This is a genomic window from Lentzea sp. NPDC051838, from assembly GCF_040681245.1.
In the GTDB taxonomy this organism is placed as follows: domain Bacteria; phylum Actinomycetota; class Actinomycetes; order Mycobacteriales; family Pseudonocardiaceae; genus Lentzea.
The window spans coordinates 1-26727 of record NZ_JBFAYI010000025.1 but is presented as its reverse complement, the minus strand read 5'-3'; the positions used below and the strand labels follow the sequence as shown (position 1 = coordinate 26727).

The following is a 26727-nucleotide window of genomic DNA, read 5'->3' as shown; positions in this document are numbered from 1 at the left end:
GCGTGATTGGATCGACGGCGAACAATCCCGTTTCCGAGAGGAAGTTGTGATGGCCCCCACGAAGCCTGAGGTCGACCCGCACGACGGCCCGGCGCCCGCCGACCTGCTGATCGAGGACATCACCGTCGGCGACGGTGCGGAGGCCACGGCAGGGCAGTTCGTGTCCGTGCACTACGTCGGCGTCTCGCACTCGACCGGTGAGCAGTTCGACGCGTCCTGGGACCGCGGCGAGGCGTTCCAGTTCCCGCTCGGTGGCGGCCGTGTCATCCAGGGCTGGGACCAGGGCGTCCAGGGCATGAAGGTCGGTGGCCGCCGCAAGCTGGTCATCCCGCCGCACCTGGGCTACGGCGCGCGCGGTGCCGGTGGCGTGATCAAGCCCAACGAGACGCTGATCTTCGTCGTCGACCTGCTGGGCGTGAACTGAAACACCGACGTGGCGGCGTTCCACTGGTCCACTCAGTGGAACGCCGCTGGTCTGTGTAGTCGATTTGCCAAGTCGGGGGAACTGGATCACGCCCGGCTGCGTCATCCTTTGAGTCCGCTGCCGCTGTGGGAGGGAATTTTCGGTGCCCGAGGACATCGCCGGGTCGGAGCAGATGCTCGCGAACTGGAACCAGAGCATCCAGGAGCGTGCCGCGCGCTACCAGGAGATGGCGACGCGCGTGCAGGGGATGACGATCTCCGAGCGCTCCTCGGACGGTTCCGTCGAGCTCACGATCGGGTCCAACGGCATCCTGCAGAACCTCGTGATCAACGAGTCCGCAGGTTCGAAGCGGATGGCCGAGGTCAGCGGCGAGATCATGAAATTGTTGCAGCGCGCGCAGTCGAAGATTCCCGCCCTGCTGCAGGAGGCGATGGCCGAGACCATCGGCACGCAGGACGAGACGGCGAACGTGTTGTTCAACGAGGCCAAGAAGAACTTCCCCGCGCCGCCCGCAGAGGACGTGCGCCCCGCGTACGAGGCCAACGAGATCAACTTCCGGGTGGAGGACGACGCTCCGCCGCCTCCCCGGCCTGCCCCGCCGACGCCGCCCGCGCCGCCCGCTCGTCGTCGCCCGCCGTCGGATGACGACGACGACTTCGGTGGCGAGTCCGTGCTCACCTGATCTTTCCGCTGTCCGAACTTGAGGGGGTTCGATGACCACCGGTGGTTTCAACGTCACCTCGGACGTGCTGGAAGCGCACGCCAAGGCTCTGGAGGGCCTGCACGGGCGGTTGCAGGGGGCAGTGGACGCGGCGAACACCGTGTCGATGCCGACCGACGCGTACGGGATCATCTGCCAGCCGTTCCGGATGCTGCTCGACCCCGTTGAGAACTGGGGCCTGAACGCGCTGAAGGGCGCCGCCGAGGCGATGGACGCCACCGCGAAGCGCGTCACCGAGAGCGCCAAGCACTACCAGGCAGTCGAAGACCAGATCGCTCAGACACTGAAGGGCTTCTGATGTCGACGCCGAACCCCTTGGTGGCCAAGGCTCCTGCCGAGCCTTCCGGTTTCTTCAACGCCGGCACCGGCGACAACGGCTGGGCGACGGGCTTCTCGATCGCCGACTCCGCTGTGGACGCCTACAAGGGCATCTCCGAGGGCAGCTGGATCGAGGGCGGCCTCGGCGTGGTCGGCCTCGTCGCCGACGCGGCCTCGATGGCGATCGACCCGTTCGGCACGCTCTTGTCTTCCGCCGCTTCGTTTCTCATGGAGCACATGCAGCCTCTGAAGGAGGCGTTGGACTGGCTGGCGGGCGATCCTCCCGTGATCCAGTCGTACTCCACGACGTGGGGCAACGTTTCCACTGAGATGGGCAAGATCGCGGCCGACTACAAGGCCGCCGTCGACCAGACGGCGTCGTGGACCGGTGCCGCCGGCGACGCCTATCGCAAGGCGGCCGGCGAGCAGCTGGACGCGTTGTCCGGCGCGGCGTCCACCGCGGGCTCGGTCGGCACCGTCGTCGGCGTGATGGGCATGGTCGTCGGGTTCGTGCGCGAGATGGTGCGCGACCTGATCGCGGACCTCGTGGCGAAGCTGATCACGTGGGTGCTCGAAGCCGTCTTCACCCTGGGCTTCGGCACGCCGGTGATCGTGGCGCAGGCCGTCACCGCGATCTCCAAGTGGGCCACGCGCATCGGTGAGCTGATCCAGAAGCTCATCAAGACCATCAAGAAGGTCTCGCCGCTGCTCGGCCGTCTGGTCGAGATCTTCACCAAGATCATGAAGGTCGTCGGCAAGCTGGTCGGCAAGGTGACCGGGCTCGACGTGATCTCCACGAAGTCCATCAAGCCGGGCGGTTTCTTCCAGCGCGGCGGCAGCCCGGACCTCTCGCCTTCCGGGGGCCACGGCTCGCCTTCCTCGTCCTCGCCGGACTCTTCGCCTTCGTCACCGTCCTCTCCGGACAGTTCGCCTTCCTCTCCGTCGTCTTCCTCGCCGTCGTCCTCTTCGACGCCCGACGGACCTTCGCGCACCCCGGACAGCTCGTCCCCGTCGTCGGCTCCGAGCCCGTCGCGCACACCCGACAGCTCGTCGACCCCGGACACCCAGTCGAGGACCCCGGACAGCTCGTCCCCCGACACCCCGTCACGCACACCGGACAGCTCCCCGTCCTCCACCCACACCCCGGACAGCTCGCCGTCGTCAGCCCGCACGCCGGACAGCTCGCCGTCGTCCCCGAGCGCCCCGCACAGCTCGCCGTCCTCCCCGCACACCCAGTCCACTCCGGACACCCCGGCACCAACGCGCAACACGGGCCAGACCGTCTCGTCCTCAGTGGCACCCCCGATCGACGCTCCGACCCGCGCCGACGCCCCGCACGCCCCGTCGCGAACCCCGGACAACTCCCCCTCGTCCACCCCGCAACAGGCAGCCCCGATGGGCGGCGGCACCCCGAACGCAGGCGGCAACGCCCCATCCGCCCCCGCAGCCGGCCGCCCGTCCCCCGGCGGCCAGGGCTGGACCGGCACCCCAGGCAGCCGAGGCGACCTGGGCTCCAGCGCCCCAGCCCCGCGCTCCCCGGACATGTCGACCTCGGCCTCCCGAGCAGACGCCCCATCCCGCCCAGCGCCAACATCGATGCCCAGCGCACCGTCCACCAGCGCCCCGTCGAGCGGCTTCCCGTCCAGCAGCGCCCCGTCCGGCGGCTTCCCGTCCAGCAGCGCCCCACACGCCCCATCGGGCGGCGCCCCTTCAGGCGGCGCTCCGCACGGCCCGTCCGGCGGCGCCCCGTCCGGCAGCGCCCCGCACGGCCCGTCCGGCGGCGCCCCGTCCGGCAGCGCCCCGCACGGCCCATCCGGCGGCGCCCCGTCCAGCAGCGCCCCACACGCCTCGTCCGCCGGCGCCCCGTCCGGGAGCACCCCTCACGGCCCGTCAGCAGGCGGCCCTTCCGGCAACGCCCCGCAAATGGGCGCCCCGAACGCTCCCACCGCAGGAGCCCCACACACCCCATCCGCAGGCGCCCCAACACGCCCGCAGCACGCACCCCCCACGTCCCCCAACGCACCCCACACCCCGAACTCCCCCGCAACCCCATCGGCCCGCACGGACGCCCCCTCGCGCACCCCGAACGGCCCGTCCGCCCCATCACGCCCAGACGCCCCCATGCGTCCCAACGGCCCCCACAGCGGACCCAACGCCCCATCGCATCCGAACGCACCACACGGCGGCCCCAACGCCCCGTCGCGTCCGGACGCACCCCACGCGCCAAACGCTCCACACGGCGGCCCCAACGCACCGCATTCCCCCAACGCGCCCACGCACCGCCCGGACGCACCCCACAACGGCCCGAACGCCCCGTCGCGCCCGGACGCACCTCACAGCGGACCCAACGCGCCCTCACGTCCCGACGCACCCCACCGGCCCGACGGCCCGTCGCGCCCGGACGGCAGCGGCCCCGGCAACCGCCCCGACGGTTCACGCCCAGACGGTTCCCGGCCCGACGGCTCCCGGCCCGACGGCTCCCGCCCCGACGGCTCCCGCCCCGACGGCTCCCGCCCCGACGGTTCCCGGCCCACAGCACCGCGCCCGGACGGCACCCGCCCCGACGCGCCCCGTCCCCACACCCCGGACAGCCCCCACACCCCGGACGGCCCGCGCTCCCGAGGCACCGACACCGCCGAAGCACCGCACCGCGCCCCGGACACCACCCACGCGGAATCCGCGACCCCGCACGCCCCCGGCAACCACCCGGACACCGACGCGCCCCACCGCGGCCCGGACACCGACAAGCCGCACAGCGACACCCCGGACGGGCCCCACGACAAGCCGCACGACACCGACAAGCCCCACGACCCGGACAAGCCGCACGACCCGGACGGCGACAGCCCGAACAGCCACGACCCGGACGCCCCGCCCGCGGACCGCCCCTCCCCGGAAGAGGCGCACGCCCGGCACGCGGAGAGCACTCCCGCCGGTGTCTCCCACCACGGCGGCGACCGGGACATGGGCGACCTGCCCCACCGCGTTCCCGAAGACCCGCGCTACTTCACCGCCGACGTCCACATCACGCCCGACGGCAGGGCGCGCATCGGCGGCCACGACTACACGGCGGCCGAGTACGCGGACATGCTTCGGCGCAGCGGGTACGACGGCAGCAGGCCCGTTCGCCTGATCGGGTGCGACGCCGGCAGCAACGACTTCGCGCAGCAGCTGTCCAGGCACCTCGACGCCCCGGTCCTCGCGCCCACCAAGCCGGCCTGGACCGACTCCAGCGGCCGCGTCTTCACCAGTGATCCCGAGATCCGCCCGGACGGCACCCGCGAACCGCGGATCCCTCCGAACGGCGAGTGGGAGACCCACCACCCGGACGGCACCCGCACGAAGACCGGCGACGACGGCTACGCGCCCGACACCCAGCACCACGACGGCACCGACGCCGACGGCGCACAGGACCGCGCCGCGCGTCCCGGCGACCGGGAAACCCCGACCCACCAGGACATCGACTGGCGCGAGCCGGAGTTCGACCAGTCCAGGCCGAGGACGGTCAACCCCGGCGAACCGTTCTACGACCCGCCGCGGCACACGCCGGACCTCGAGCCGCGCACCAGGTACGAGGTCACGGACGCCAACGGCCGTCAGACGCACGTCTACACCGACGGGTCCAACCCGCCGCGGGTCATCGCCATCGACGCCCACACCAGCAACACCCGCACCGGGTACGACGGCCACGTCGACAACCCGGACGCGAGCTACACGCAGCCGGACATCGACTACCGCGTCCACGCGGGCGGCGAGCCGTTCACGTTCCACACCGACGCGGACGGCAACCCGCAGTTCGACGTCGACAACTTCAACGCGCCCGACGGTCCCGACTACCAGCCGGGTGGTGCGAACTACCGCACCGAGACGTACGACCCGAGCGGTCCGCCGTTCAGCCGTCGCACGGATCTCGAACCCGACCGGCGCTACCACGTCACGAACTCGGAGACCGGCGAGTGGCACGGCGACTTCTACACGTCGCCCGAACTCACTCCGGACGGCAAGTCGCAGTTCACGCACATCGACACGTGGACCGACAAGAACCCGGAGCTGGGCGACGCCAACACCAGGCGGGCGGTCGACGTGCGGCCCACCGACGGTCTTCCGCTCCCGGAGACCCGCTACCAGGTCGACGACCGGTCGTTCCACACCAACTCCTACGGTGCCGGCACGGTCTCGTACCCGCCGGACTACACCCCGGCCAACCACCCGCCGCGCTACGGCGGTGTGCAGACCCCGGTGGGCAAGATGGGCGAGTACGACGTCCCCACCGGCGGCGGGTACCGCGGCGGGCACACCCAGGCGCACGCAGAGGGCGGCATCAACGAGGCGCTCGGCGTGGTCCCGCAGAAGTGGAACGAGAACAACATCCGGCTGCCGGAAAAGGACCCGACGAGTCCGTACGAGAACAGCTGGGCACGGGCGGAGAAAGACCGCCTGGAGGCCCACACCAAGCACAACGAGGACGTCTCGCGCGTCCGGGTGTTCCCGTCGGAGCAGTCGACGGGCCTCACACCGGATCGTGTTTACTGGATTGATCAACGGGTGGACCCGGTAACCGGACAGCCCGTCGTCCACTACAGGAGCCACGACAATGTCTGACCCCCGGCCTTCCCAGGCCGAGCGTTTCGAAACGGCCGGCAAGATCCTCGCCTGGGTCGGCGGCAAGCTGCTCGAGGACATCGGTCCGGACTGGGCGCGCGTCGACCTCAAGGTGTCGATGGCGGCCAACGTGGACGACTACCAGTTCGCGACGCTGAACAAGGACGGGTCGGTGCGGGAGCGGGAGCTGCCCGTCGACCAGTTGCGCCGGCCGTTCTCCGACCTCCGCGACGTGCTGTGGGAGGAGGAGCGGGGCACCTGGTTCTCCATCAGGTACACCATCGACCCGCCCGGCAACTCCCAGACCGAGTACAACTTCGAGGTCGACCCGGTGTGGGACCCGCCGATCTCGCCGGACGTGTGGGTGAAAGACCTGGAGATCTTCCCGCGAGCGGAGGCCTGGCGGCCGCGCTGGCTGCAGCGGGAGCTCAACCCCGGCCTGGAGCTGCCGAGGGTGGAGCCGGGCGATGTGCCGACCAACGTCCTGTACTCCCGGCACGTCGGGCAGCAGGTCAAGCAGACCGCGCCGACCGGATGGACCTACGCCCAGGTGCAGTTCCGCGAGATCGGGGACTACGCCGAGTGCACCGCGCTCGTGCGCGACCTCACCGGCCGGATGTACCAGTGGACGCCGCCGCAGGCCGTGACCGAGCGGTTCCGGGAGTTCCGCGCCTCGATGGAGGGCCCGCAGACCACCTGGTGCACCGCACGGCTCGACGTCGAGTACACCGGCCGGGAGAACCTGAAGTTCGACCGCACCGCGGAGCCGCAGTGGATCACCCCGCCGCCGCCCGAGGCGTACCTGGAGGAGCTGCGCCGGGCGGGATCGGCGGACGTGCTGCCGGACTGGCTCCGCGCGAGGCTGGACGAGCTCGGCGGCTGACCGGACCGTGCTGCCACAACTGCCCACACCGGAAGCTGATCAGCTCCTGGCCGAGCTCGTCGACGTCATGGAGCGGTCCGCACCGCGGGACTGGGAAAGTGCCCGGTTCTCCGTGCAGTCGACCGTGCTCACCGACACGTCGACCGTCTCCGCTGTGAGGAAGGACGGCACACGCATTTCCTACGGGATGCCGGACGGGTTCTCCACGAAGGTCGACCGGTTCCGCGCGGCGTGCTACCGGCCGGGACGAGGTACCTGGTACTCCGCCGTCATCACGATCCGGGACGGGGCCGACCCGGACGTCCGGCTCTACTACGACGAGAAGCCCGAGTGGCGGAACAACTCCTGGCCCCACCCGTACTCGTACGTGCGCGACCTGGAGTTCTTCCCGCGCGACGACGAGCACATGCCGGACTGGCTGCGCGAGCAGGTCGAACTCGCCGAGAAGGCGGAGACCGAAGGCTGGCCGGGCTGACGCGGAACCGCCGAGCCTCGCCCCCACTCGGAGTGGGTGAACGGACCGAGGTCCGCGACCGGCCCGCGCGCGCGACGGCAGCCCGATAAGATCAGCGTGTTTTGCACGGGGAGAGGGGCGAGATCCATCATGAGCCAGCCGGCGACACCGCTGAGCGAGCAGGACCAGCAGCAGCTCGTGCGGCAGATCGGCCGCGCCATGCTGCCGGCCGTACCGCAGGGCTGGCAGCGCATCCGGGCCGAGTACCGCGCGGCGGGCCGGCACATCGAGGTCGACCTGGCGTTCGCGGGACCCGACGGCCAGCTGCGCCCCGTGCGTCCGCCGATGGACGTCGTGCAGATGTTCGGCCACCTGCGCGCGGGCATGTACCACCCGGAGCGCGGCACCTGGCTCAGCGCCACGTACGAGATCGAGGCGCCGGCCGCGTTCACCGTCGACTTCAACGCCGAGGACGAGCCGCGCTGGCGCAACGCCCCGCCGCCCATCGGTTTCCGCGACGAGCTCCAGTCGTTCCCGCGTCCGGACAGGCAGATCCCGGACTGGTGGCGTCAGCGCGTCGGCCTGCCGCCGCTGCCCGCTCCCGAGCCGGAACCCCAGGCGCCGCAACAGGAGTACCAGGTCCCGCCGCAGCAGGCGGACCAGCAGCAGAGCGGCGAGCTGCGCACCGCGCGCGTGTACGACGGCAAGGGCGAGGACGGCCGCATCGTCGTCAACCGCCAGCCGATCGACCCGCAGCTGGTCGACAGCCTGCTCACCTACCTCGAGTCGGCGCCGGTCGTGCTGGCCGCGCGCAGCTACGACCTCGACGAGTTCTCGCAGAGCGGCGAGCAGGACGTGCCGCTCAACTTCCGCACCGACGGCACCTGGATCTGGGCCGGCGCCGTGCCGCACTACCTGCGCAAGTACGGCCTGCCGCCGGAGCCGGAGCTGGTCGCGCACGCGGTGGCGCGTGGTTTCCAGCTCGGCGAGGTCACGGACCAGACGCAGGACCGCGCGGTCTCGATCATCACCGGCCAGGGCTGACCCTCAAGACTCACGGTTCGAGTGAACGCAGGTACGCCTCTCCTCTCGGGGAGAGGCGGTACCCGACTTCCAGGGACTCCGTGAGTCCCTTCGCCTTGAGCTTGCGGACATCCACCTTGAACGGCAGCTTCTCGCGCCCCACCGAGGCGGCGAGATCCGCCGCCCGCACACCGGGGTTCGCCGCGATCAACCGCAGCAGCGCCAGCGCATCCCCGGACAGCGCGATTCCGTCCACAGAGGACGATTCCCGCAACGCGATCCGCGGGTCCTCACCCACAAAACGCAAGCGAACGCGGTAAAGCGAGCCCTCACGTCCGTCCACGGCGGACATCAGCTCGCGCACCGACGAGTACCCGGCCGCCACCGCCTCGGCACGCGACACCCGCGACACGACGTCCACCGCGTCGATCGCCAGCACGCCCAACGACGTCCGCAAGGTCCCGCCGGCGCGCACGGTAGGCCGTTTCCACCGCCGGAACTGCAGCGTGACCTCGCCGGAACGAATCCGTTCCCAGTCAGCCACTCGGATCAGCACCGAACGAGGGTCTCAGGTTGCCGAGGTGTCCGACAGCCGAGACCATCCAAGCCATGCAACGGTGGTGGCTCTTCACGGTGCGCGGAGTGTTCGCTGTCCTGTTCGGTGTGGCGGCCCTGGTCTGGCCCGGCCTCACGCTGCTCGTCCTGATCATCATGTGGGGCGCCTACGCGCTGGTCGACGGCGCGATGATGCTGTACCTGACGCTGACCCACAAGGAATGGCCTGCCCGCTGGGCGCTGGGCCTGATCGGCGCGCTGGGGGTGGTCACCGGCTTGATCGCGTTGTTCTGGCCGGGCATCACGGCGACGGCGCTGCTGCTCCTCATCGCGGCCTGGGCGCTCGTCACCGGTGTGCTGCAGATCGTCGACGCGATCCGTCTGCGCAAGGTCATGACGAACGAGTGGTTCTACGTCATCACCGGCGCCCTGACGGTGCTGCTGGGCATCGTCCTCGTCGTGAACCCGGCGGCGGGCGCGCTGGCGTTCGTGATCACGATCGGCGCCTTCGCGATCCTCTGGGGCATCGTGCTGGTGCTGTTCAGCCTGCGCCTCAAGAAGCTCGAAGGCGGGCTCACCACGCCCGCGGGGTGAGTTTAGGGTCAACACGATCGCAGGGCGCACAAATGCGCACGCGCGGGATATCCTGTGCGCATGAGTCCCGCGCTGGAGACGGTGCTGGCCAAGGCCGGCCTGCAGGTGAGCCCTGACGAGTTCCTGGCCCTCGTGACCGACGCGGCACGAAGGCTGGCTCCACCGCACCCGGAACCGGCCACCTACTTCACGCCGGACCAGCAGGCGGCACTCACCGACGTGGGCCTCGACCTGTCCCCGGCGGGCCCGGCCGACGCCCGCCCGCGCACCCGAACCGTCGTCGCCCACGCGGTGCTGCGCGACTCGGCCCTGACCGTCAACGAGGCCGCGCGCCAGCTCCAGGTCGACACCAGCCGCATCCGCCACCGCCTCGGCGTCGGCAGGCTCGTGGGCTGGAAGGACCGCGGCAGCTGGCGGCTCCCGGCGTGGCAGTTCGCGGGCACCGGCGTCCTGCCCGGCCTGGAAACCGTGCTGGCGGCGATCCCGTCAGACCAACCAGCGCTGGTCGTCGCCGCCTTCATGACCACTCTCCAGGAGGACCTGCCCGTAGACGGCAAGCCCGCGACCCCGCGCGACTGGCTGCTGGCAGGAGGCGACCCCCGCCGCGCCGCCGACCTGGCCTCCACGCTCGGCACCCCCGCCTGAGCGTTCCCGAACACCCGACAGGACCCGAATGTCACGGCTTCCGCAGCCGCCTGCCCCTGCCGTGCTGCAAGCGCACCTGCGCCGCACCGAGGACGTGGTGGCCGTCCACCGCGCCACCCGCCTGGTCCGAGTCTTCACGGCCAAGGGCTCCCACCCCCAACGCTGGAACACCTTCCGCTACACGGGCCCGCTCCCCCACGCCCGCTTCGACGCACAACAACCGGCCGACGACGGCACCCCGGTCCAGGACCACGAGAACGGCGTCCTCTACTTCGGCCTCTCCGTCCGCACCTCGATAGCAGAGGTCTTCCAGGCCACGTCGATCGTGGACCGCCGCACCCGCTCACCGTTCCTGGTGGTCCTGCGCCCCCGACGCACGCTGCGCCTGCTGGACCTGGGCGGACTGTGGCCCACGCGCGTCGGTGCGTCGCAGGAGATCTCCACGGGGCCGAAGCTGGTGACGCAGGCGTGGTCGCGCGCTATTCGGGCGGCTTATCCGGAGCTGGACGGGCTTTGGTACCGCTCCTCGATGGACTCCGGGGACCCCGCGATCTGCCTGTGGGACCCGCCTGGAGCTTCCGGACTGCCGGCCGCCCCTGACGTGTTGCTGCCGTTGGACCATCCGGGTCTGGATCTGCCGTTGGCGCGCGTGTGCGAGGAACTGAACTACACACTGCTGGGGTGATCATTCCTGCAGTTCCGCCAGAATCGCTCTTGCCTCGTCCTTGGCGAGCCGCGCTTCGTCAGGACGACCGAGCGCCCCGTGCGCATCGCCGATGTGGTACAGAGCCTGGACGATCCCAGGACGGTTGTGGAGGCGCCGGTGCAGGACGAGTGCATGCTGTGCGTACTCCAGCGAGAGCTTGAACTCCCCCATTTGGGCAAGGATGTGGCTCGCACTGGTCAACGCCTCCGATTCGCCGAACTCGTCGCGAGGTGCCAGCTCGCTCAGCAGGCACAAGGCCTTCGTCGTGGTGGAGAACGCGGCGTCGTAGGCAGTCAGAGCGGCGAGGCAACGGCCCATCATCACGTAAAGGGACGCCCGCCACGGGCCGTCGTCGTCCGAAGAATGCATCAACATCGCGACTTCCGCGTGCTGCAAGGCATGTTCGTGCCTTTCCTGCATCGCGTACAAGGTGGACAACGCCTCCTGGCAACGCGTGCATTGGGCGTTGTCATCAACGCTCGTGGCGAAGTGCAAGGCCGACCACAGCAGGGACTCCGCCTCGTCGAACTCCGACAGCTGGCAGAGAATGCGACCAAGTCCTCTGTGGACACGAGCCTGAGCAAGCGGGTCGCAAGCCCGGTTGACCGGGTCGATCGCCGCCCTGTAAACCGCGAGCCCGTCGCGCCACCGGCCCTGCTGGTGGACGTAGCTCCGCGTCGACAACGCGAGCTGCCAAGCGTGCACGTCGAACCCTGCCGACGCCGCACGCCCGACCAGCCCGGTCAGCACCGCGCGCTCCGCGGCGAACCAGTCCAACGCGTCGTTCGGTCCGGCGAAGGTTAGCGGAACGACGTCAGGATCGAGTGGTGGCAGGTCGATCCCGATCCGGTAGGTCACGAACGCGCGGTCAGCCGCCCAAGCCGTGTGAAGGTAGAAGTCGAACATCCGGCGTTGCGCCTCATCGTCGGTGCCCGCCAGTTCTCGCGCGTACAACCGCAACAGGTCGTGGAACCGGAACCGGCCAGGTAGGTACTCATCCAGTAGCGAGGCGCGAACCAGCTCACGCAGCGCCTTCCGGCAATCGGGCTGCCCGGCGAGTGCGGCCGCGGCACGAGCATCGACGTCCGGACCGGGATGCAGGCCAAGCAACCGGAACAGCCTCGCCGCAGGCTCGCTCAACGCCCGCAACGACCACGAGAAGACCGACCGGACGCTGACATGCTCCTCACCTAGGTCGAGCGCTTCCAGACGTTCGTCCCGAAGTTCGGCGATCGAGGTGTTCGGTTGTGACGCGACGATCGCCAGCGCGAGCGGCAGCCCGGCACACAGCTCGACCAGCTCGTCGGTGTCCACGTCACCGAGCCGGGCGCGCAGCAGCGCGGCGGCCTCGTCGTCGGACAGCAGGTCCAGGCGCAACGGCCGCGCGCCATGCTCGGCGACCAGGCCCGCGAGGCTGTTGCGACTGGTGATCAGCGCGAAACACGTGGAGCCACCCGGCAGCAACGGCCTGACCTGGGCGGCGTTGTTGACGTTGTCGAGCACCAGCAGGACCCGCCGCCCGGCGATCTTGCTACGGAACAGGGCGGTCTGCGCATCCAGGCTGACCGGGATGGCATCGCTCGGCACCCCGAACGCGTCGAGGAAGCCGCGAACCGCCTCCTCGACCGGCATCGGCTCGCGATCGGGCTCGAAGCCGCGCATGTTCACGTAGAGCTGGCCGTCCGGGAACTGGTCGGCGACGAGATGAGCCCAGTGCAACGCCAAAGCGGTCTTGCCCACGCCTGCGGTGCCGTTGACCGCGGTAATGACCACCGCGCCCGAGGTCAGCGCGGAGTCGAGCTGTGCCAGCTCATCGAGTCGTCCGCTGAACGTCGAGACGACGGCGGGCAGCTGCCGTGGCACCCCTCCCGACGGCACGGAAGGCAGGCCCTGCCAGCTGGCCCGCACCACCGCGCTCGACGGCGTGTTCTCCATCGGAACACCTTCACGCCTGGCGCGATGGCACGACAGCGGCCGAACGGGTCAGGCCTTGAGGTAGCGGCCCCACCACTCCAGCACCGCGTCGAACCGCTGCCGACGGTGCCGCGGCTGCCCCGACCGCGTGAGCTCGTGCCCCTCGCCCGGGAAGATCAGCATCTCCGCCTCCACCCCGCGCCGCTTCAACGCCACGAACATGCGCTGCGCCTGCTCCAGCGGACAACGCCAGTCCTGTTCGGAGTGGACGACCGCGAACGGAAGGTTGATCTTCTCCGCGTAGGTCAGGGGCGACATCGCGCGCTGGGCTTCGGGGTCTGGGCCGCAGTAGGCGTCGGCGAAGAAGTAGCCGATGTCGGACGAGCCGGAGAACGAGTCCCAGGCGTTGACCGCGCGCTCGCTCCAGGCCGCGCGGAAGCGTTCGCCGTGGTGGGCGGAGAGCCAGGAGGTCATGAAGCCGCCGTAGGAGCCGCCCATGACGCCGACGCGCTCGGAGTCGCAGTCAGGACGAGCCAGCGCCACGTCCAAAAGGGACAGGACGTCGTCGACGTCGACCGTGCCGAACTTGCCGATGACCGCCTGGCCGTGCGACTGGCCGTAGCCCGCCGAGCCGCGCGGGTTGGGCAGCACGACCGCGTAGCCGGCCGAGGCGTAGACCTGGGCCTCGTCGAAGAAACCCCAGCTGTGATACATGAACGGGCCGCCGTGCACGGCCAGGACGACCGGGTGCGGGCCGTCGCCGTCGGGCAGCACCAGCCAGCCGTGCACCGGGTAGCCGTCGGAGGCCGAGCCGTTCAACTCGACAACCCGGCGCGCCGGAACCGACGAAAACGCAGTGCGCACACCGGTTTCGACGAAGAGAACCTGACCAGGACTGTCCGGAGTGGACACCGAAGCGACCACAGTGGAACCGTCGGACGCGAAGGCCTTGACCGCCACCGGACCACCGACGAGCACCTCGCCAGGACCGCCGTCGAACGGGATCCGCTGCAGCTCCAACGCACCGCGGTTGCGCACAACCAACAACACCCCAGAGGCGTCCGCGACGGGCGGCCCGGAAAGCCGTTCCACGTCAACGGTTTCGACGTCGGTCAACCGAACCGGGTCGCCAGAGCCGTCCAACGGCGCCTTCCACAGGCCGTGGTTGCGCGCCACACCGTCGATCCCGGTGAAGTCGGTGCCCAGGTAGTACAGCGAAGATCCGGCCACGAACGGCATCGAAGCCTCGCCGTCACCGCGCACCAGCAACGACACCTCGCCACCGTCAGCGGGCACCGTGTACAGCGACGAGTGCAAGGTCTCGACCGCGCCGAGATCGCGCGGCGCCACGAACACCAGCGACGAGTCGGAGAGCCAAGCCGGGTCGGACACGTCGTGGGAGCCGTCGGTCACCTCGACGACGTCGCCGTCCAACGAAACGACGTGCAGCCGCGGCCGGCGGTCGGCGAGGAAACCGACGTCGTCCACGCGGTAGTCCAGACGCGTGATCCAGCGCGGCGCCTCGGCCTCAGGCCCGTCGTCGGTGGTGCCGTAACGCCCGGCCTCGGGCACCCGCGCCACGAACGCGAGCCGCGCGGAGTCCGGCGACCACACCGGCGCACCGGCGCCGAGCGGCAGATCGGTCAGCCTGCGCGGCTCACCGCCGTCCACCGGAACCACGTACAGCTGCGGCTTCGACTTGCCGGAAACGCGGAGGAACGCGACCAGACGACCGTCCGGAGAAATGCGCTGCGCATTGTCGCGGTCACCGTGTGTCCACGGTGTTGTCGTGCCGTCCGGGAACACCCGGTGCAGACCACCCCGGTAGGTGTTCGAGTCGAGATCAGGCGTGGTGATGCTGACCAGCACCAGGTCCCCGGACACGGCGACGGTGCCGGGTGTGGTGAGCAGCTGCAGGTCTTCAGGGCGCACGGCCTGGACGCTAACAGAACTTGTTAGCAAAGCTCATAACTGTTTGTTGACGGATCACAGAAATTGACTCGCCGCATAGATTTCCGCTTATGACGCGCATCGTGTTCTCTGGGGGCAGGGTCTTCACCGGCCGGGCGACCGAGCCGGGCGACGTGGTCGTCGAGGGCGACCGCATCGTCGACGTGGGCATCGGGCTCGACGGCGACATCGTGGTCGACGCGACCGGCCACACGATCCTGCCGGGGCTGTTCGACTGCCACGTGCATTTCATGTTCAGCGGCGCCGACCTGGTGCGGTCGCTGAACACGCCGTTCTCGCTGCCGTTCTACGAGGCGATCGGGAACATGAAGGCCACGCTCGACTGCGGCATCACGACCGTCCGCGACGCACTGGGCGCGGACCTCGGTGTCGCGGAAGCCGTGCGGCGCGGGCTGATCCAGGGGCCGCGCATGCAGATCGCGGTCAACATGGTCTCGCAGACCGGCGGCCACAACGACGACTGGATGCAGTGCGGCGCCCACATCTCGCCACCGCTGCACCCCGGCCTGCCGAACACCGTGGCCGACGGTCCCGAGGAGCTGCGCAAGGTCATCCGCACGCTCGTCCGCCACGGCGCCGACATCATCAAGATCGCGAGCAGCGGCGGGGTGATGTCCCCGCGCAGCAACCCACGGCACGCGCACTTCCGCGACGAGGAGATCGCGATGATCGTGCAGGAGGCCAACGCCGCCGGCATCGCGGTCATGTCGCACGCGATGAGCGGCGACGGCATCCTCACCGCCGTGCGCAACGGCGTGCGCAGCATCGAGCACGGCGTGTTCCTCACCGACGAGGGCGTCGAAGAGATGATCAAGAACGGCACGTGGCTGGTGCCGACGCTGATGGCACCGCGCATGGTGCTCGACCAGGCCGCGGCGGGCATGGCCATCTCGGACGTCATCCTCGACAAGGCCAAAACCGTTGTCGCGCAACACACCCAGGCGTTCCAGAAGGCGCACCAGGCCGGCGTGAAGATCGCGATGGGCACCGACTCCGGCGTGGGTCCGCACGGCGACAACCTCACCGAGCTCACGCTGATGGTCGAGTACGGCATGACGCCCGCCGAGGCGATCTACGCGACCACCCAGTCCGCAGCCGAGCTGATGCGCCTCGGAAACGAACTCGGCGAGCTCGCCCCTGGCAAGCTCGCCGATCTCGTTCTCGTGGAGGGTGACGCCGAGCAGCACGTCAAGGCGGGCACCCTCAAGCAGTCGATCCGCGCCGTCTACCAGAACGGCGCCGCCGTCAACTAGTGGTTGGCACCCACGTGCTTCGCGGCCTCCGGGTCGCGCTTCACCTTGAGGAGGCTGGCGATCGTGGTGATCGCCAGCACGCCGACGATCACGGAGAGGGAGACCTCGATGCCGATCGTCGGCACGTGGAAGGGCTCGCCGCCGTTGAGGAACGGCAGGTTGTTGGTGTGCAGGGCTTCCAGGATCAGCTTGACGCCGATGAAGCCGAGGATCACCGACAGGCCGATCGAGAGGTAGACCAGCTTCGCGAGCAGGCCACCGAGCAGGAAGTACAGCTGACGCAAGCCCATCAGCGCGAACGCGTTGGCCGTGAACACCAGGAACGGCTCCTTGGTGAGGCCGAAGATCGCGGGGATCGAGTCGAGCGCGAAGAGCAGGTCGGTGGAGCCGATCGCGACCATGACGATGAACATCGGGGTCACGAAGCGCTTGCCGTCGATCTTGATGAACGACTTGGAGCCGTGGAAGTCGTCGGTCACCGGGAAAACCTTGCGCACCATGCGCAGCATCAGGTTCTCCTTGTACTCCTCTTCCTCGTCGTGGTTCTCCCGCGCCAGCTGCCAGCCGGTGTAGATGAGGAACGCGCCGAAGATGAAGAAGACCCAGGAGAACTGGCTGATCAGCGCCGCGCCGGCCGCGATGAAGATGCCGCGCATGACGAGCGCGAGCAGGATGCCGATCAGCAGCACCTTGTGCTGGTGGATCGAGGGCACCTTGAACGTCGTCATGATGATCAAGAAGATGAAGAGGTTGTCGACGCTCAGCGAGTACTCGGTGATGTACCCGGCGAAGAACTCCGTCGCGTACTGACCACCGGAGAAGTACCAGATCCCGCCGCCGAACAGGGCTGCCACGGCCACGTAGAAGACCACCCAGCGGGCAGCCTCTCCGATCGTCACCTCATGGGGCTTTCGATCGACGATGACGAGGTCGACAGCGAGAAGAACGAGCAGACCACCGATCGTCGCGATCCACATCCATGCGGGGACGTTCACAACCCAACCTCCGGGATTCTCGGGCGCACGCCAAATAAACCCGGAGGTCTCCTCCGCCGCTGAGATGATCTCTCAGTCGACCGACGGCACCGGAAGCTCCACGCCGAGCTCCGTACTGACGACACCGCCGCTTAGGGAGTACTCCCCTCCATGCTGCGTCAATATTGTGCTCCACGAAGGGCGGTTAGCGCCACACAGGGTGAGCAGACCCACGCAACCAGGAGCAACGGGAATACGCAGCGTGTCGTTCGGATCCCAACCGGCCGCTACCTGAAGGCCCGCTGAAGATCCACTCTTGCTGAGACCGGGACCGGATCCCGACAGGTCGTTCTCAGCAAAACTCGCATATCGTCATCGCTGTGTCCCGCCTCTCCCGCCTTCGCGGCAGGTGGACGATCCCCGCATTGATCGTGGTCCTCGCCGTTGTCGCAGGTGGCGTGTACTTCACTCGATCCGGGGACGACCCCGTGGCCGTTTCCTACAAAGAAGCGAACATCGACGCACCTGAGAGCCCCGACAGCTCCCAGACGGTGACGATCGAGACGCGTCTTTACCTCCCCCAGCAGACGCCCGCGCCCGCGATCATGCTCGCGCACGGTTTCGGCGGCAGCCTCCGCAGCGTGCACACGCAGGCCGAGGAGTTCGCCCGGCGCGGCTTCGTCGTGCTGACGTGGTCCGCGCGCGGTTTCGGCCGCAGCACCGGCCAGATCGCGCTGAACTCGCTCGACCGCGAGGTCCGCGACGCGCAGAAGCTGCTCGACTTCCTCGGCACCCGTGACGAGGTGCAGAAGGACACCGCCGGCGACCCGCGCGTGGGCGTGACCGGCGCGTCGTACGGCGGCGCGCTCTCGTTGCTGCTCGCCGGCGTCGACAAGCGCGTCGACACGATCGTCCCGGTCATCACGTACAACGACCTCGCGCAGGCGCTGCTGCCGAACTCGTCGTCCACGACACCGCGCTCGGACACCACCCCGTCCGCCACGTCGTTCGGCGAGGACGGCGTCTTCAAGCGCTCGTGGGCGGGCATCTTCTTCTCGGCGGGCATGACGTCCATCGACCTCTCGTCGCCCACGGGTGACGCGCCCGAGACCGGGCAGCGGGAGTCGAACCAGCAGGGCACCGTGCAGCAGCCGGGCGGGAACTCCGGCGGCGCGGGCCAGCAACAGCCTCCGACGCCGTCGTTGGGCGCGTGCGGCCGCTTCACGCCCGAGGTGTGCGCCGCCTACACGGAGGTCGCCACGACGGGCCGTGCGTCGCAGCAAACGCTCGAACTGCTGCGCAAGTCGTCCCCGGTCGCGGTGACCAACCAGATCAAGCAGCCGACGATGCTCGTGCAGGGCGAGGCGGACACGCTGTTCGGCCTCGACCAGGCCGACGCGACCGCGCGCCAGATCAGCGAGGCCGGCGGCAAGGTGAAGATGGTCTGGTACGCGGGCGGCCACGACGGCGGCAACCCCGGCACGGCCCTGCGCGGCGAGATCGCCGACTGGATGGCGTTCCACCTGCAGGGCAAGGGAACCGACCCCGGCACCGGCTTCGAGTACACGGTGCAGGGCGCGTTCCGCTCGTCCGGTCAGCCGTCGCTGCGCACCGTCGTCGCCCCGTCCTACCCCGGCCTCGCCTCGGGCTCGTCGACCGAGCGCAAGACGCTGAAGCTCTCCGGACGCGAGCAGGTGGCGGTCAACCCGGCAGGCGGCAACCCCGCGGCGATCAGCAACCTGCCGGGCCTGGGTTCCGCGATCTCGCGCTCGTCCGCGATCTCCTCCCGGTTGTCGCTCGACCTGCCGGGCCAGGCCGCCGTGTTCACCACGGAAGCGTTGACCTCGCAGGTGCTGCTGACCGGTTCGTCCACGGTGAAGCTGAAGGTCGCGCGAGGTGACCAGAAGTCCGGCGAGGCGATCCTGTTCGCGAAGCTCTACGACGTCTCCGCGGACGGCACCCGCGTGCTGCCGGGCTCGATCGTCGCCCCGTTCCGCGTGGCGCTGCCGCCGGACGGCTCGGCGGCCGAGGTGACGGTGACGCTGCCCGGTGCCGTGCGCCCGGTCGAGAGCGAGCACAAGCTGGCGCTGGTCGTCTCGACGACGGACCAGGCGTTCGCGAACGCCGAGCAGCCCGCCGCCTACCGGATCTCGCTGGCCTCCGACGAGATCGCGGTGCCGGTGGTGCCGGGCCGCAACGTCACCGAGGGCTTCCCGATGAGCGCCCTCTGGGGCATCGTCATCGCGCTGCTGGTGCTGATCGGCTCGGGCATCGTCGCGATGTTCCGCCGCCGCATGGCCCACGACTCGGATTCCGAGCTGTCCGGTGTGCCGCTGGTGATCTCCGGCCTGACCAAGTCCTACCCCGGCGGCCTGACCGCGGTGAAGGACCTGTCGTTCCGCGTGGAGCACGGCCAGGTGCTCGGGCTCCTGGGCCCCAACGGCGCCGGCAAGACCACGACCCTGCGCATGGTGATGGGCCTGATCCACCCGTCCGCAGGCCACATCCGGGTCTTCGGCCACAAGGTGACGCCCGGCGCCCCCGTGCTGTCGCGCATCGGTTCGTTCGTAGAGGGTTCCGGCTTCCTGCCGCACCTCTCGGGAGCCGCGAACCTTCGGCTCTACTGGGCCGCGACCGGCCGTCCGCTGGAGGAAGCGCACATCGAGGAGGCCCTGGAGATCGCGGGCCTCGGCGACGCGGTGAACCGCCGCGTGCGCACGTACAGCCAGGGCATGCGTCAGCGCCTCGCGATCGCCCAGGCGATGCTCGGCCTGCCGGACCTGCTGATCCTCGACGAACCGACCAACGGTCTCGACCCGCCCCAGATCCACCAGATGCGCGAGGTCCTGCGCCGCTACGCCGCGGCCGGCCGCACCGTCCTGGTGTCGTCGCACCTGCTGGCCGAGGTCGAGCAGACCTGTTCGCACGTGGTCGTGATGCACAAGGGCCAGCTCGTCGCCGCGGGCGAGGTGGCCGACATCGCGGCAGGGGGCGGCGAGGCGACGTTCCGCGTCGACTCCCCCTCGAAGGCGGCCGACGTCCTGCGGAGCCTCGAAGGCGTGCACGACGTGCACGAGGACGAGGGAGCCGTGCACGCGTCGATGAACGGCGTCCCGCGCGCCGCAGCACTCTCTGCTCTCGTGGCAGCCGGTGTGGCGGTGGACCAGGCGGGTCCGCGACGCAGGCTGGAAGACGCGTTCTTGGAGCTGGTCGGTGAATGACTTCCTGATGGCAGCGGCGTCCGCGACAACGGACGTGCAGGCCGAGGCAGAGGTCCCCTCGTCGAGCGAGCGCACGTTGCTCGCCGGCGAAGGGGGTCCCCTTGACTCAATTATCCCAGCCGGGTCTGACAATTTCGGAGCGGAGACCGACCGGTGAACGACCACATGCCCCACACCGGTGACACCACGCCTGCCCCGGCCGACGTTCAGCCCGTGATCAAGACCGTGCTCACCGCGAACCCCAACCGCACGAGGGCAATGCCGAAGCAGGAGGTGGACCGGTGAACGAACACGATGTCCACACCGACCCCGGCGCGCTCACCGAGCTCACCGAAGCCGCCGCCCACACCCACACCGAGGTGGCCCCGGACGGCTCGGCAGTCGGCTACAAGGCCAGGAAAACGCTCAGCATCCGCGTCGAAATCCAGCGGCAGATCCGCCGCAGGAGGACGCAGCTCGTCCTGGGCTTCCTGGTGCTGCTGCCGTTCATCCTCGCCCTGAGCTTCGAGATCGGTCAGTCCGACCCGAACCGGCGCAGTGGCGGTTTCGTCGACCTGGCAACGGCGTCAGGCATCAACTTCGTGGTGCTCACGCTGTTCGTGAGCGGCAGCTTCCTGCTGCCGATGATCGTGGCGCTGTTCTTCGGCGACACGATCGCGTCCGAAGCGTCGTGGTCCAGCCTCAAGTACCTGCTGGCCGCACCGATCCCACGCCACCGACTCCTGCGCCAGAAAGCAATCGCGTCCGGCATCCTGAGCTTCTTCGCCCTCGCACTGCTTCCGGCGGTGGCGCTGGGAGTCGGCGTCATCTGGTACGGCGCCGGCGAAGTGGTCAGCCCGACGGGTGAGGCGGCACCGTTCGCGGACGGTGTGCTCGGCATGGGGCTCGCGGTCTGCTACATCGCGATCAACCTGTTCTGGGTCGCGGGTCTGGCGCTGTTCCTGTCCGTGTCCACCGACGCACCGCTCGGCGCGGTCGGCGGCACGGTGCTGGTGTCGATCGTGTCGCAGATCCTCGACCAGATTCAGCCGCTCGAGGATCTGCGCAACTACCTGCCGACGCACTACGCGATGGCCTGGGCCGACCTGCTCTCGACCGATGTGGACTGGTCGGAGATGACGCGCGGAACGTTCTCCGCGCTCGTCTACGGCGGCATCTTCACGTTGCTCGCGGCACGTCAGTTCAAGAACAAGGACATCACCAGCTAGCCCTGGACGCAGAACTCGTTGCCCTCGGGGTCGAGCATGACGACCCAGCGGCCCATCGGCCCCCGGTCGAACTCCTCGACCTTGGTCGCCCCGAGGGCAACGAGCCGATCAACGGCCTCGAGACCCGCGTTCACGTCCAGGTGGACGCGGTTCTTGGCCGTCTTGCCCTCCGGCACGCGCTGGAAGAAGAATCGCGGGCCCTTGCCCTCGGGATCGATGATCGCCGAGTAGTCGTTCCACCTGTCCGCCGGGATGTTGTTGGCCTCGGCGAACGCCTCCCACGAGTCGAAGCCGGGAGGTGGCGGCTGCACCACGTAACCGAGTGCCTCCGCCCAGAAGCCGGCCAGCTTCGCCGGGTCCGCCGCGTCCATCGTCACCTGGATTCCGATTGCCATGTGGGCACCGTAGAACCCAATGCGGACAACGACTGTCCGGAGTAGCGTGCCGTCTCATGTCACGTCCTGTGCACTTCGAGATCCACGCCGCAGATCCCGAGCGGGCGCGGAACTTCTACACCTCCGTCTTCGGCTGGAAGATCGACCAGTGGGGCGACTTCCCCTACTGGATGATCGTCACCGGTGACGACGACCAGCCCGGCGTCAACGGTGGTCTGCTGCCGCGCCGCGGTCCCGACCCGGCGCCCGACGCGCCCGTCAACGGCTTCGTGATGACCGTCAGCGTGATCGACATCGACGCCACCATCGCCGCCATCGAGGTCAACGGCGGCACGGTCGCGCTGCCCAAGGACAAGATGCCCGGCGTCGGCCTGCTCGCCTACTACAAGGACCCCGAGGGCAACATCTTCGGCGTCCTGCAACCGGAAGAGGGCTAAGGCCTCTTCCGCTTCGGCAACCGCGCGACGACGGCCTCGTAGGAGCCGTCGACCAGCTCCAGCAGGTCGTCGTCGGGCACCGATCCCTTGAGCGCGACGGTGTTCCAGCCGTAGCGCCCCACGTAGCCGCTCACGGTGATCTCGGAGGGGAAGCGCTCACGCCACGGCGCGGCGGCCTCGGCGTCGACTCCGCACTTCAGCCCGACGGTGTGCGCGTCGAGGCCGATGAACGCGAACGCCTTGCCTCCCACCTTGCACACCAGCTCGGCGTCGCCCCACGGATACGTCTCCTCCGCACCAGGCTTCCCAGCGCAGTAGGCGATCAGCTCGTCCAGTGTCATCACGGGATTATCGCGCGCCGAACACCGAGACGAAACGCGCGAGCAGCTCCGCGAACACGACCCGTTCGTCGTCGGTCCAGTCGGCCATCGCCGCCGCGCACGCCGTCTGCCGCGCCCGGTGCAGCTCAGCCGACGTGGCACGCCCCCGCGGCGTCCGAACGAGCAGCACGCGCCGCCCGTCCGCCTTGTCCGCGACCCGTGACACGAGCCCGGAATCCACCGCGCTCGTGACGAGTTTGCTCGCCCGAGGCTGATCCACGTGCAGCGCCGAAGCAACACTGGACACCGTCGCTTGGGTGCCGGTCCGCTCGGCGAGCTCCACGACGTCGAGCACGTCGAAAGCCGGTACGGCCAACTCGGCGAGTGCCCGGCGTGACTGGCTTCGCCGCATCGCGATCAGCGCCTGCTCCACCGCGGCGAGGTGGGAGTCCACATCCACCCCGAGATCATTGCCGTCTCGCGCCGTGACGAAAGCTGTCAGCCGACATCTCACCCCAGAGGGCGATTTATGCCGTAAGCCCGCATGGTCGTCTGCTCCGCGGAGTTACCCGCCGCATCCACCGCCTTCACTTTGAGCGACACGAACTCAGCACCATCGGAATGCCGGACCAACGCCTTCCACCGCGCCTTGGCACCGACCACCGGCACACTGCGCCACGTCGCCCCGTCGTCGGTCGACGCCTGCACGGTCACGCTTTTCACCTCAGCCGCCCCGACCGACCCGGTTTGCGGCACCACGCTCACGTCCACCGGAAACACCCGGCATCCCGCGGGCGCCCGGTTCAAGTCGTCGAACGCCCCGGAAATCCGGAGCGTCGGCACCGGCAGGTACACGTTCCCGTCCGTCTTGCCGGACTTGAACTCGAACCTCGCCGACACCTTCGGGGCGAACGGCGTCCACTTGGGGCTGCGCTGCGCCTGGACGTCCAGCACGTACCGCGTCTCGGCCTCGGGCAGCCCGGAGAAGTTCGCGAACACCCCAGGACTGTTCGCCAGCACCTTTCCGTCCACAGTGGACAACTTCGTCCTGGCCTCCACGTATGGCGCCCCGAACACGAACTCGTCCGACGCGTCCGGCTCTCCCGGCGCGAACGGCCAGTGCTGCACGTACCCGTTGTTGCCGAACCGCACCAGCCCGTGGAACGGCCGCAAACTCAGATCCGTAGTAGCCGCCACGCTGTTCCACGACCTCGACGCCGTCTTGCCTCCCGGAAACACCAGCCGCCCGGCACTGATGTGCCCGTCGAACCCGAGACTCGGCTGCGTCAACGGCCGCTGGAAGAAGTCCATGACCCACTTGACGTCCGGCCGCCCGGTGAAGTGCTCCACCCGCCGTTGCGGAATCGGCAGGTCCAGCGCCACCCCGAACGTGACCGCCTGCCCCTTCACGTAGAACGGCGTGGACGACCGCGACCCGATGGCCGGCGTGCCCTGAGCCCGATACCGCACCTGCTCTCCGTACAACTCGCGATCCCGCACCCGAGGCCTCAGCTCGTCGGGGATCCCACCGGCATACGGCGCGGCAACGAAGTACTCGTGCCCGCCCCCACCCCAAACCTGGAACGTCCCGAAGTTGAAGTACGCCCCGTCAGCCTTGACCGGCACCGCGAAGAACGCGTCCGACGTCCGCGACGACACCCCGGTCTGCACCCTGGCATCCCCGGCCAGATACACCGCGTCCAGCCCGACGTACTTCCTGCGAGCCTCCCGATCAAGCCGCGCCCCGACCTCTTTCCCTTGCCGCGCATCAACAGTGACCACCGTCGGCTGGTCGACGCTGATCTTCCCGGTGCTGGCCCACGTGTGCTCGCCGTCCCCGTGCACCAGCACATCCACCGAATAGCTGCCCTTCAGCACCCGCAGCTTGGTCACCCCACCGACCGGCTGCGCGAAGTCGACGTTCTCCCCGCTCTCCAACTCCAGCGCACTGACCTCGGCATCCGACGGCTTCCCGTCCCGCCCCACCGTCACCACGGTCAGCTCGTACATCTCGGCCTCAGCCGTGAACCCGACAGCAGTGACCACGTCCCCGGCCACCACCCGCGCCGAGCCAGACCCCACCGCGACCTTCGCCGGATCCAACGTCACCTCGACATCCACCGACCCGTTGCCAGGAACCGTGATCTCCCCGACGCTCACCTTCACCGCATCGTGATCACTGGAGACGGGCAAGGTGACCGGCCGCGGCGAACCGTTGTGGTAGCTCAACTTCCTGACGATCGGCGGCAACTGCGCGTGCGGAAACCTCAACACCCCAAAGCTGAGACTCGAAGCACTGGCAACGACCTGCGCCGAGACCGCCTTGGCAACGTCGAGCCGCCCGCTCCCCTCCTCGTACACACTGCGCCCGATCGACTTGGCCGCCCCCGTGAGCGCCGCTTTCACCTGCGCCCCAGACCACTCAGGATGCGCCTGCTTGACCAGCGCAGCCGCCCCAGCAACATGCGGCGCAGCCATCGACGTCCCATCGGCCCGCGTGTGCAAGGCGTCAATCGGCTCACCCATGCTGGTCCCAGCAGCCCGCGCGGCCCCGATGTCCTCCCCGGGCGCCACCACGTCGGGCTTCACCGCGAAGTCACCGACCCGAGGCCCCCGACCGGAAAACCGGCTCAACCGATCAGCCTTGCTGACACTCCCCACAGCCAACGCGGCATCAGCGGCCGCGGGCGAACTGACCCCGTCCTCCCCGTCATTCCCCGCCGCCACCACGAACAACGTCCCGAACTGCTCCGAAAGACGATTGACGGCAAGGGACAGGGGATCCGTGCCGTCACTCGCCCCACCACCAAGACTGAGGTTCACCACCTCAGCCCGAGACGCAGCCCACTCCATGGCCTCCAGAACAGCGGACTCGTCACACCCTTCATCCACACAAACCTTGCCCACCAACAACCGCGCATCCTTGGCAACCCCGCCAAACATCCCATCACCGGCAACAGTCGCCGCAACATGCGTCCCGTGCCCATAGGTGTCCTGCACCCCAGTGCCGGTGAAGTCCTTGGCCTCCAACACTTTCCCCTGCAAATCCGGATGCCCGGCGTCATACCCGCCATCCAGCACGGCCACGGTGACCCCACGCCCGGTGAACCCCAAGTCCCAGGCCCGGGTCGCCCCAACCTGCGCAAAACTCTCCGCGTCCAACAACTTCACGCGCCCGTCCAGCCACACCTTCTGAATGCTCTGGTCGGCCTTGATCCCCTCCCAGGTAGCCGCGAGCGCAGTCTTGGCAGGCACCCGCCGATCCCGATCGACGATCAACGGCAACGTGTCCCGGCTACCGTCGTCCCGCCCCTGCTCGATCAACCCGGTGACGTCGAACAGGCGCTTGTCGACCTTGCCACTCCCAACGAGCCGCACAGCATCCTGCGGCACCACGACAACATGCCCCTTGGCCGTCCGCCGCTGATGAAACAACACCCCATCACGCCCAGCCCCAGGCACAACCGTGACCTGATCCCCTTGCACGGCAACACGATCGCCAGTGACAAGCGTGACCACCTTGGGAGCAGCAGCCAGATGCGCGGCGCTAGCAGGTAGTCGCTCAGCCCCCGCCGAAGGCACCAACACCACTCCGGCAACCACGACAACCGCAGCACAAACCGCCACCCCGCGCAGCATGAAAGCCTCCCGCCCGCAACCGACCTGGCAGCGCAGCGGCGAGTGCGCGAGATCGACACTGGCCGGGAAAACGTTTTCCGTCAAGCGCCACACGGCGTACAGCGCAGGCATGCCAGCGGAACGCAGGAGGGCGGATAGCAGGTGGAGCGCCAGAGCAGCGCACGGCAGAGGTGGGAGGTGGGCGGACGGGTGCGGCAGGCGGGACAGCGTGGAGCTCCACGGGACGGAGCGAGGCGCGGCGGAGCTGAGGCCAGGGCAAGGTGGAGCGGAAGCCAGTGCGGGGCGGAGCAGGGGCCAAGGCGGGAAGCGAGGCCAGGCGAGCACCTCCACTGGGCGCGATGCCGAAGGCGAGCCGTCCCGACGGCGAAGCCGAGGCGCAGTTACCTCACAACGAAAAGGTGGGGTGGGTCCCGTCACGAGTCGTGCCTGATCGTTGGCCGCGCTCGGAGGGATGGGTCAAGTCGACACGCTTT

23 protein-coding genes are annotated in these 26727 nt (G+C 69.1%); 15 read left to right on the top strand and 8 right to left on the bottom strand.

The window, feature by feature from the left end:
- Positions 1–49: 49 nt before the first annotated feature.
- From AB0M24_RS35980 to AB0M24_RS35950, 7 genes are all read left to right on the top strand, one after another.
- Positions 50–424, top strand: coding sequence for an FKBP-type peptidyl-prolyl cis-trans isomerase (locus tag AB0M24_RS35980; RefSeq protein WP_355303708.1), 375 nt, complete (start codon positions 50–52; stop codon positions 422–424).
- Positions 425–566: 142 nt separating this feature from the next.
- Positions 567–1106: a YbaB/EbfC family nucleoid-associated protein gene (locus AB0M24_RS35975; protein ID WP_363777944.1), complete on the top strand. Its 540-nt coding sequence runs from the start codon at positions 567–569 to the stop codon at positions 1104–1106.
- Positions 1107–1137: 31 nt separating this feature from the next.
- A complete protein-coding gene (locus tag AB0M24_RS35970; RefSeq protein ID WP_363777943.1) occupies positions 1138–1443 on the top strand; it encodes a type VII secretion target in 306 nt (101 codons plus the stop codon).
- A complete protein-coding gene (locus tag AB0M24_RS35965; protein ID WP_363777942.1) occupies positions 1443–6062 on the top strand; it encodes a hypothetical protein in 4620 nt (1539 codons plus the stop codon). The genes AB0M24_RS35970 and AB0M24_RS35965 overlap by 1 nt, the downstream gene beginning before the upstream one ends.
- Positions 6055–6945: a hypothetical protein gene (locus AB0M24_RS35960; RefSeq protein WP_363777941.1), complete on the top strand. Its 891-nt coding sequence runs from the start codon at positions 6055–6057 to the stop codon at positions 6943–6945. Before AB0M24_RS35965 ends, AB0M24_RS35960 begins: the two co-directional genes overlap by 8 nt.
- A gap of 7 nt (positions 6946–6952) precedes the next feature.
- On the top strand, positions 6953–7420 hold the full coding sequence (locus AB0M24_RS35955; protein ID WP_363777940.1) for a hypothetical protein: 468 nt from the start codon (positions 6953–6955) through the stop codon (positions 7418–7420).
- A gap of 129 nt (positions 7421–7549) precedes the next feature.
- Positions 7550–8443: a hypothetical protein gene (locus AB0M24_RS35950; protein ID WP_363777939.1), complete on the top strand. Its 894-nt coding sequence runs from the start codon at positions 7550–7552 to the stop codon at positions 8441–8443.
- 10 nt (positions 8444–8453) lie between these two features.
- Here AB0M24_RS35950 and AB0M24_RS35945 read toward each other — a convergent pair whose 3' ends face one another.
- Complete coding sequence (locus AB0M24_RS35945) at positions 8454–8978, bottom strand: hypothetical protein (protein ID WP_363777938.1); 525 nt, start codon at positions 8976–8978, stop codon at positions 8454–8456.
- Between the two features lie 53 nt (positions 8979–9031).
- On the opposite strand from AB0M24_RS35945, the gene AB0M24_RS35940 reads away from it, so the two are divergent.
- From AB0M24_RS35940 to AB0M24_RS35930, 3 genes are read left to right on the top strand one after another with little or no spacing between them, the layout of a single operon-like run.
- Complete coding sequence (locus AB0M24_RS35940) at positions 9032–9571, top strand: DUF308 domain-containing protein (protein WP_363777937.1); 540 nt, start codon at positions 9032–9034, stop codon at positions 9569–9571.
- Between the two features lie 60 nt (positions 9572–9631).
- Complete coding sequence (locus tag AB0M24_RS35935; RefSeq protein WP_363777936.1) at positions 9632–10216, top strand: DNA-binding protein; 585 nt, start codon at positions 9632–9634, stop codon at positions 10214–10216.
- A gap of 28 nt (positions 10217–10244) precedes the next feature.
- Positions 10245–10901, top strand: coding sequence for an RES family NAD+ phosphorylase (locus AB0M24_RS35930; protein WP_363777935.1), 657 nt, complete (start codon positions 10245–10247; stop codon positions 10899–10901).
- Here the strand turns inward: AB0M24_RS35930 and AB0M24_RS35925 are convergent, their stop codons facing one another.
- Both AB0M24_RS35925 and AB0M24_RS35920 read right to left on the bottom strand, forming a co-directional pair.
- Positions 10902–12857 carry a tetratricopeptide repeat protein gene (locus AB0M24_RS35925; protein ID WP_363777934.1) on the bottom strand — a complete coding sequence of 652 codons (1956 nt, stop codon included), beginning with the start codon at positions 12855–12857 and terminating at the stop codon, positions 10902–10904.
- 48 nt (positions 12858–12905) lie between these two features.
- On the bottom strand, positions 12906–14768 hold the full coding sequence (locus tag AB0M24_RS35920) for a S9 family peptidase (RefSeq protein WP_363777933.1): 1863 nt from the start codon (positions 14766–14768) through the stop codon (positions 12906–12908).
- Between the two features lie 89 nt (positions 14769–14857).
- Here AB0M24_RS35920 and AB0M24_RS35915 point away from each other — a divergent pair, with 89 nt between their 5' ends.
- Positions 14858–16060, top strand: a complete 1203-nt coding sequence (locus tag AB0M24_RS35915; RefSeq protein WP_363777932.1) for an amidohydrolase family protein — start codon at positions 14858–14860, stop codon at positions 16058–16060.
- On the opposite strand, the gene AB0M24_RS35910 is transcribed toward AB0M24_RS35915, so the two are convergent.
- Complete coding sequence (locus tag AB0M24_RS35910) at positions 16057–17055, bottom strand: TerC family protein (RefSeq protein WP_363777931.1); 999 nt, start codon at positions 17053–17055, stop codon at positions 16057–16059. The two genes, AB0M24_RS35915 and AB0M24_RS35910, sit on opposite strands and share 4 nt — an antisense overlap.
- Before the next feature lie 359 nt (positions 17056–17414).
- On the opposite strand from AB0M24_RS35910, the gene AB0M24_RS35905 reads away from it, so the two are divergent.
- From AB0M24_RS35905 to AB0M24_RS35895, 3 genes are all read left to right on the top strand, one after another.
- Complete coding sequence (locus tag AB0M24_RS35905; RefSeq protein ID WP_363777930.1) at positions 17415–20255, top strand: alpha/beta fold hydrolase; 2841 nt, start codon at positions 17415–17417, stop codon at positions 20253–20255.
- A 153-nt stretch (positions 20256–20408) separates the two neighbouring features.
- Positions 20409–20540, top strand: coding sequence for a hypothetical protein (locus tag AB0M24_RS35900; protein WP_363777929.1), 132 nt, complete (start codon positions 20409–20411; stop codon positions 20538–20540).
- On the top strand, positions 20537–21463 hold the full coding sequence (locus tag AB0M24_RS35895) for an ABC transporter permease subunit (RefSeq protein WP_363777928.1): 927 nt from the start codon (positions 20537–20539) through the stop codon (positions 21461–21463). Before AB0M24_RS35900 ends, AB0M24_RS35895 begins: the two co-directional genes overlap by 4 nt.
- Here AB0M24_RS35895 and AB0M24_RS35890 read toward each other — a convergent pair.
- Positions 21460–21858 carry a VOC family protein gene (locus tag AB0M24_RS35890; RefSeq protein ID WP_363777927.1) on the bottom strand — a complete coding sequence of 133 codons (399 nt, stop codon included), beginning with the start codon at positions 21856–21858 and terminating at the stop codon, positions 21460–21462. The two genes, AB0M24_RS35895 and AB0M24_RS35890, sit on opposite strands and share 4 nt — an antisense overlap.
- A 56-nt stretch (positions 21859–21914) precedes the next feature.
- Here AB0M24_RS35890 and AB0M24_RS35885 point away from each other — a divergent pair, with 56 nt between their 5' ends.
- Positions 21915–22295 carry a VOC family protein gene (locus AB0M24_RS35885; RefSeq protein WP_363777926.1) on the top strand — a complete coding sequence of 127 codons (381 nt, stop codon included), beginning with the start codon at positions 21915–21917 and terminating at the stop codon, positions 22293–22295.
- On the opposite strand, the gene AB0M24_RS35880 is transcribed toward AB0M24_RS35885, so the two are convergent.
- The 3 genes from AB0M24_RS35880 to AB0M24_RS35870 are packed head-to-tail and all read right to left on the bottom strand — an operon-like array spanning position 22292 to position 26008.
- The gene (locus tag AB0M24_RS35880; RefSeq protein WP_363777925.1) at positions 22292–22636 is read right to left on the bottom strand and encodes an MmcQ/YjbR family DNA-binding protein; all 345 of its coding nucleotides are present in this window, start codon (positions 22634–22636) and stop codon (positions 22292–22294) included. The two genes, AB0M24_RS35885 and AB0M24_RS35880, sit on opposite strands and share 4 nt — an antisense overlap.
- A gap of 7 nt (positions 22637–22643) precedes the next feature.
- On the bottom strand, positions 22644–23075 hold the full coding sequence (locus tag AB0M24_RS35875; protein WP_363777924.1) for a MarR family transcriptional regulator: 432 nt from the start codon (positions 23073–23075) through the stop codon (positions 22644–22646).
- Between the two features lie 50 nt (positions 23076–23125).
- Positions 23126–26008: a S8 family serine peptidase gene (locus AB0M24_RS35870; protein WP_363777923.1), complete on the bottom strand. Its 2883-nt coding sequence runs from the start codon at positions 26006–26008 to the stop codon at positions 23126–23128.
- Positions 26009–26727: the final 719 nt, after the last annotated feature.

What these genes read in the sequence shown, in the direction of transcription:
- AB0M24_RS35980 (WP_355303708.1), top strand. Translation starts at nt 50, where the DNA reads ATGGCCCCCACGAAGCCTGAGGTCGACCCGCACGACGGCCCGGCGCCC.
- AB0M24_RS35970 (WP_363777943.1), top strand. Translation starts at nt 1,138, where the DNA reads ATGACCACCGGTGGTTTCAACGTCACCTCGGACGTGCTGGAAGCGCAC.
- AB0M24_RS35965 (WP_363777942.1), top strand. Translation starts at nt 1,443, where the DNA reads ATGTCGACGCCGAACCCCTTGGTGGCCAAGGCTCCTGCCGAGCCTTCC.
- AB0M24_RS35960 (WP_363777941.1), top strand. Translation starts at nt 6,055, where the DNA reads ATGTCTGACCCCCGGCCTTCCCAGGCCGAGCGTTTCGAAACGGCCGGC.
- AB0M24_RS35950 (WP_363777939.1), top strand. Translation starts at nt 7,550, where the DNA reads ATGAGCCAGCCGGCGACACCGCTGAGCGAGCAGGACCAGCAGCAGCTC.
- AB0M24_RS35940 (WP_363777937.1), top strand. Translation starts at nt 9,032, where the DNA reads ATGCAACGGTGGTGGCTCTTCACGGTGCGCGGAGTGTTCGCTGTCCTG.
- AB0M24_RS35935 (WP_363777936.1), top strand. Translation starts at nt 9,632, where the DNA reads ATGAGTCCCGCGCTGGAGACGGTGCTGGCCAAGGCCGGCCTGCAGGTG.
- AB0M24_RS35930 (WP_363777935.1), top strand. Translation starts at nt 10,245, where the DNA reads ATGTCACGGCTTCCGCAGCCGCCTGCCCCTGCCGTGCTGCAAGCGCAC.
- AB0M24_RS35925 (WP_363777934.1), bottom strand. Translation starts at nt 12,857, where the DNA reads ATGGAGAACACGCCGTCGAGCGCGGTGGTGCGGGCCAGCTGGCAGGGC.
- AB0M24_RS35915 (WP_363777932.1), top strand. Translation starts at nt 14,858, where the DNA reads ATGACGCGCATCGTGTTCTCTGGGGGCAGGGTCTTCACCGGCCGGGCG.
- AB0M24_RS35890 (WP_363777927.1), bottom strand. Translation starts at nt 21,858, where the DNA reads ATGGCAATCGGAATCCAGGTGACGATGGACGCGGCGGACCCGGCGAAG.
- AB0M24_RS35885 (WP_363777926.1), top strand. Translation starts at nt 21,915, where the DNA reads ATGTCACGTCCTGTGCACTTCGAGATCCACGCCGCAGATCCCGAGCGG.
- AB0M24_RS35880 (WP_363777925.1), bottom strand. Translation starts at nt 22,636, where the DNA reads ATGACACTGGACGAGCTGATCGCCTACTGCGCTGGGAAGCCTGGTGCG.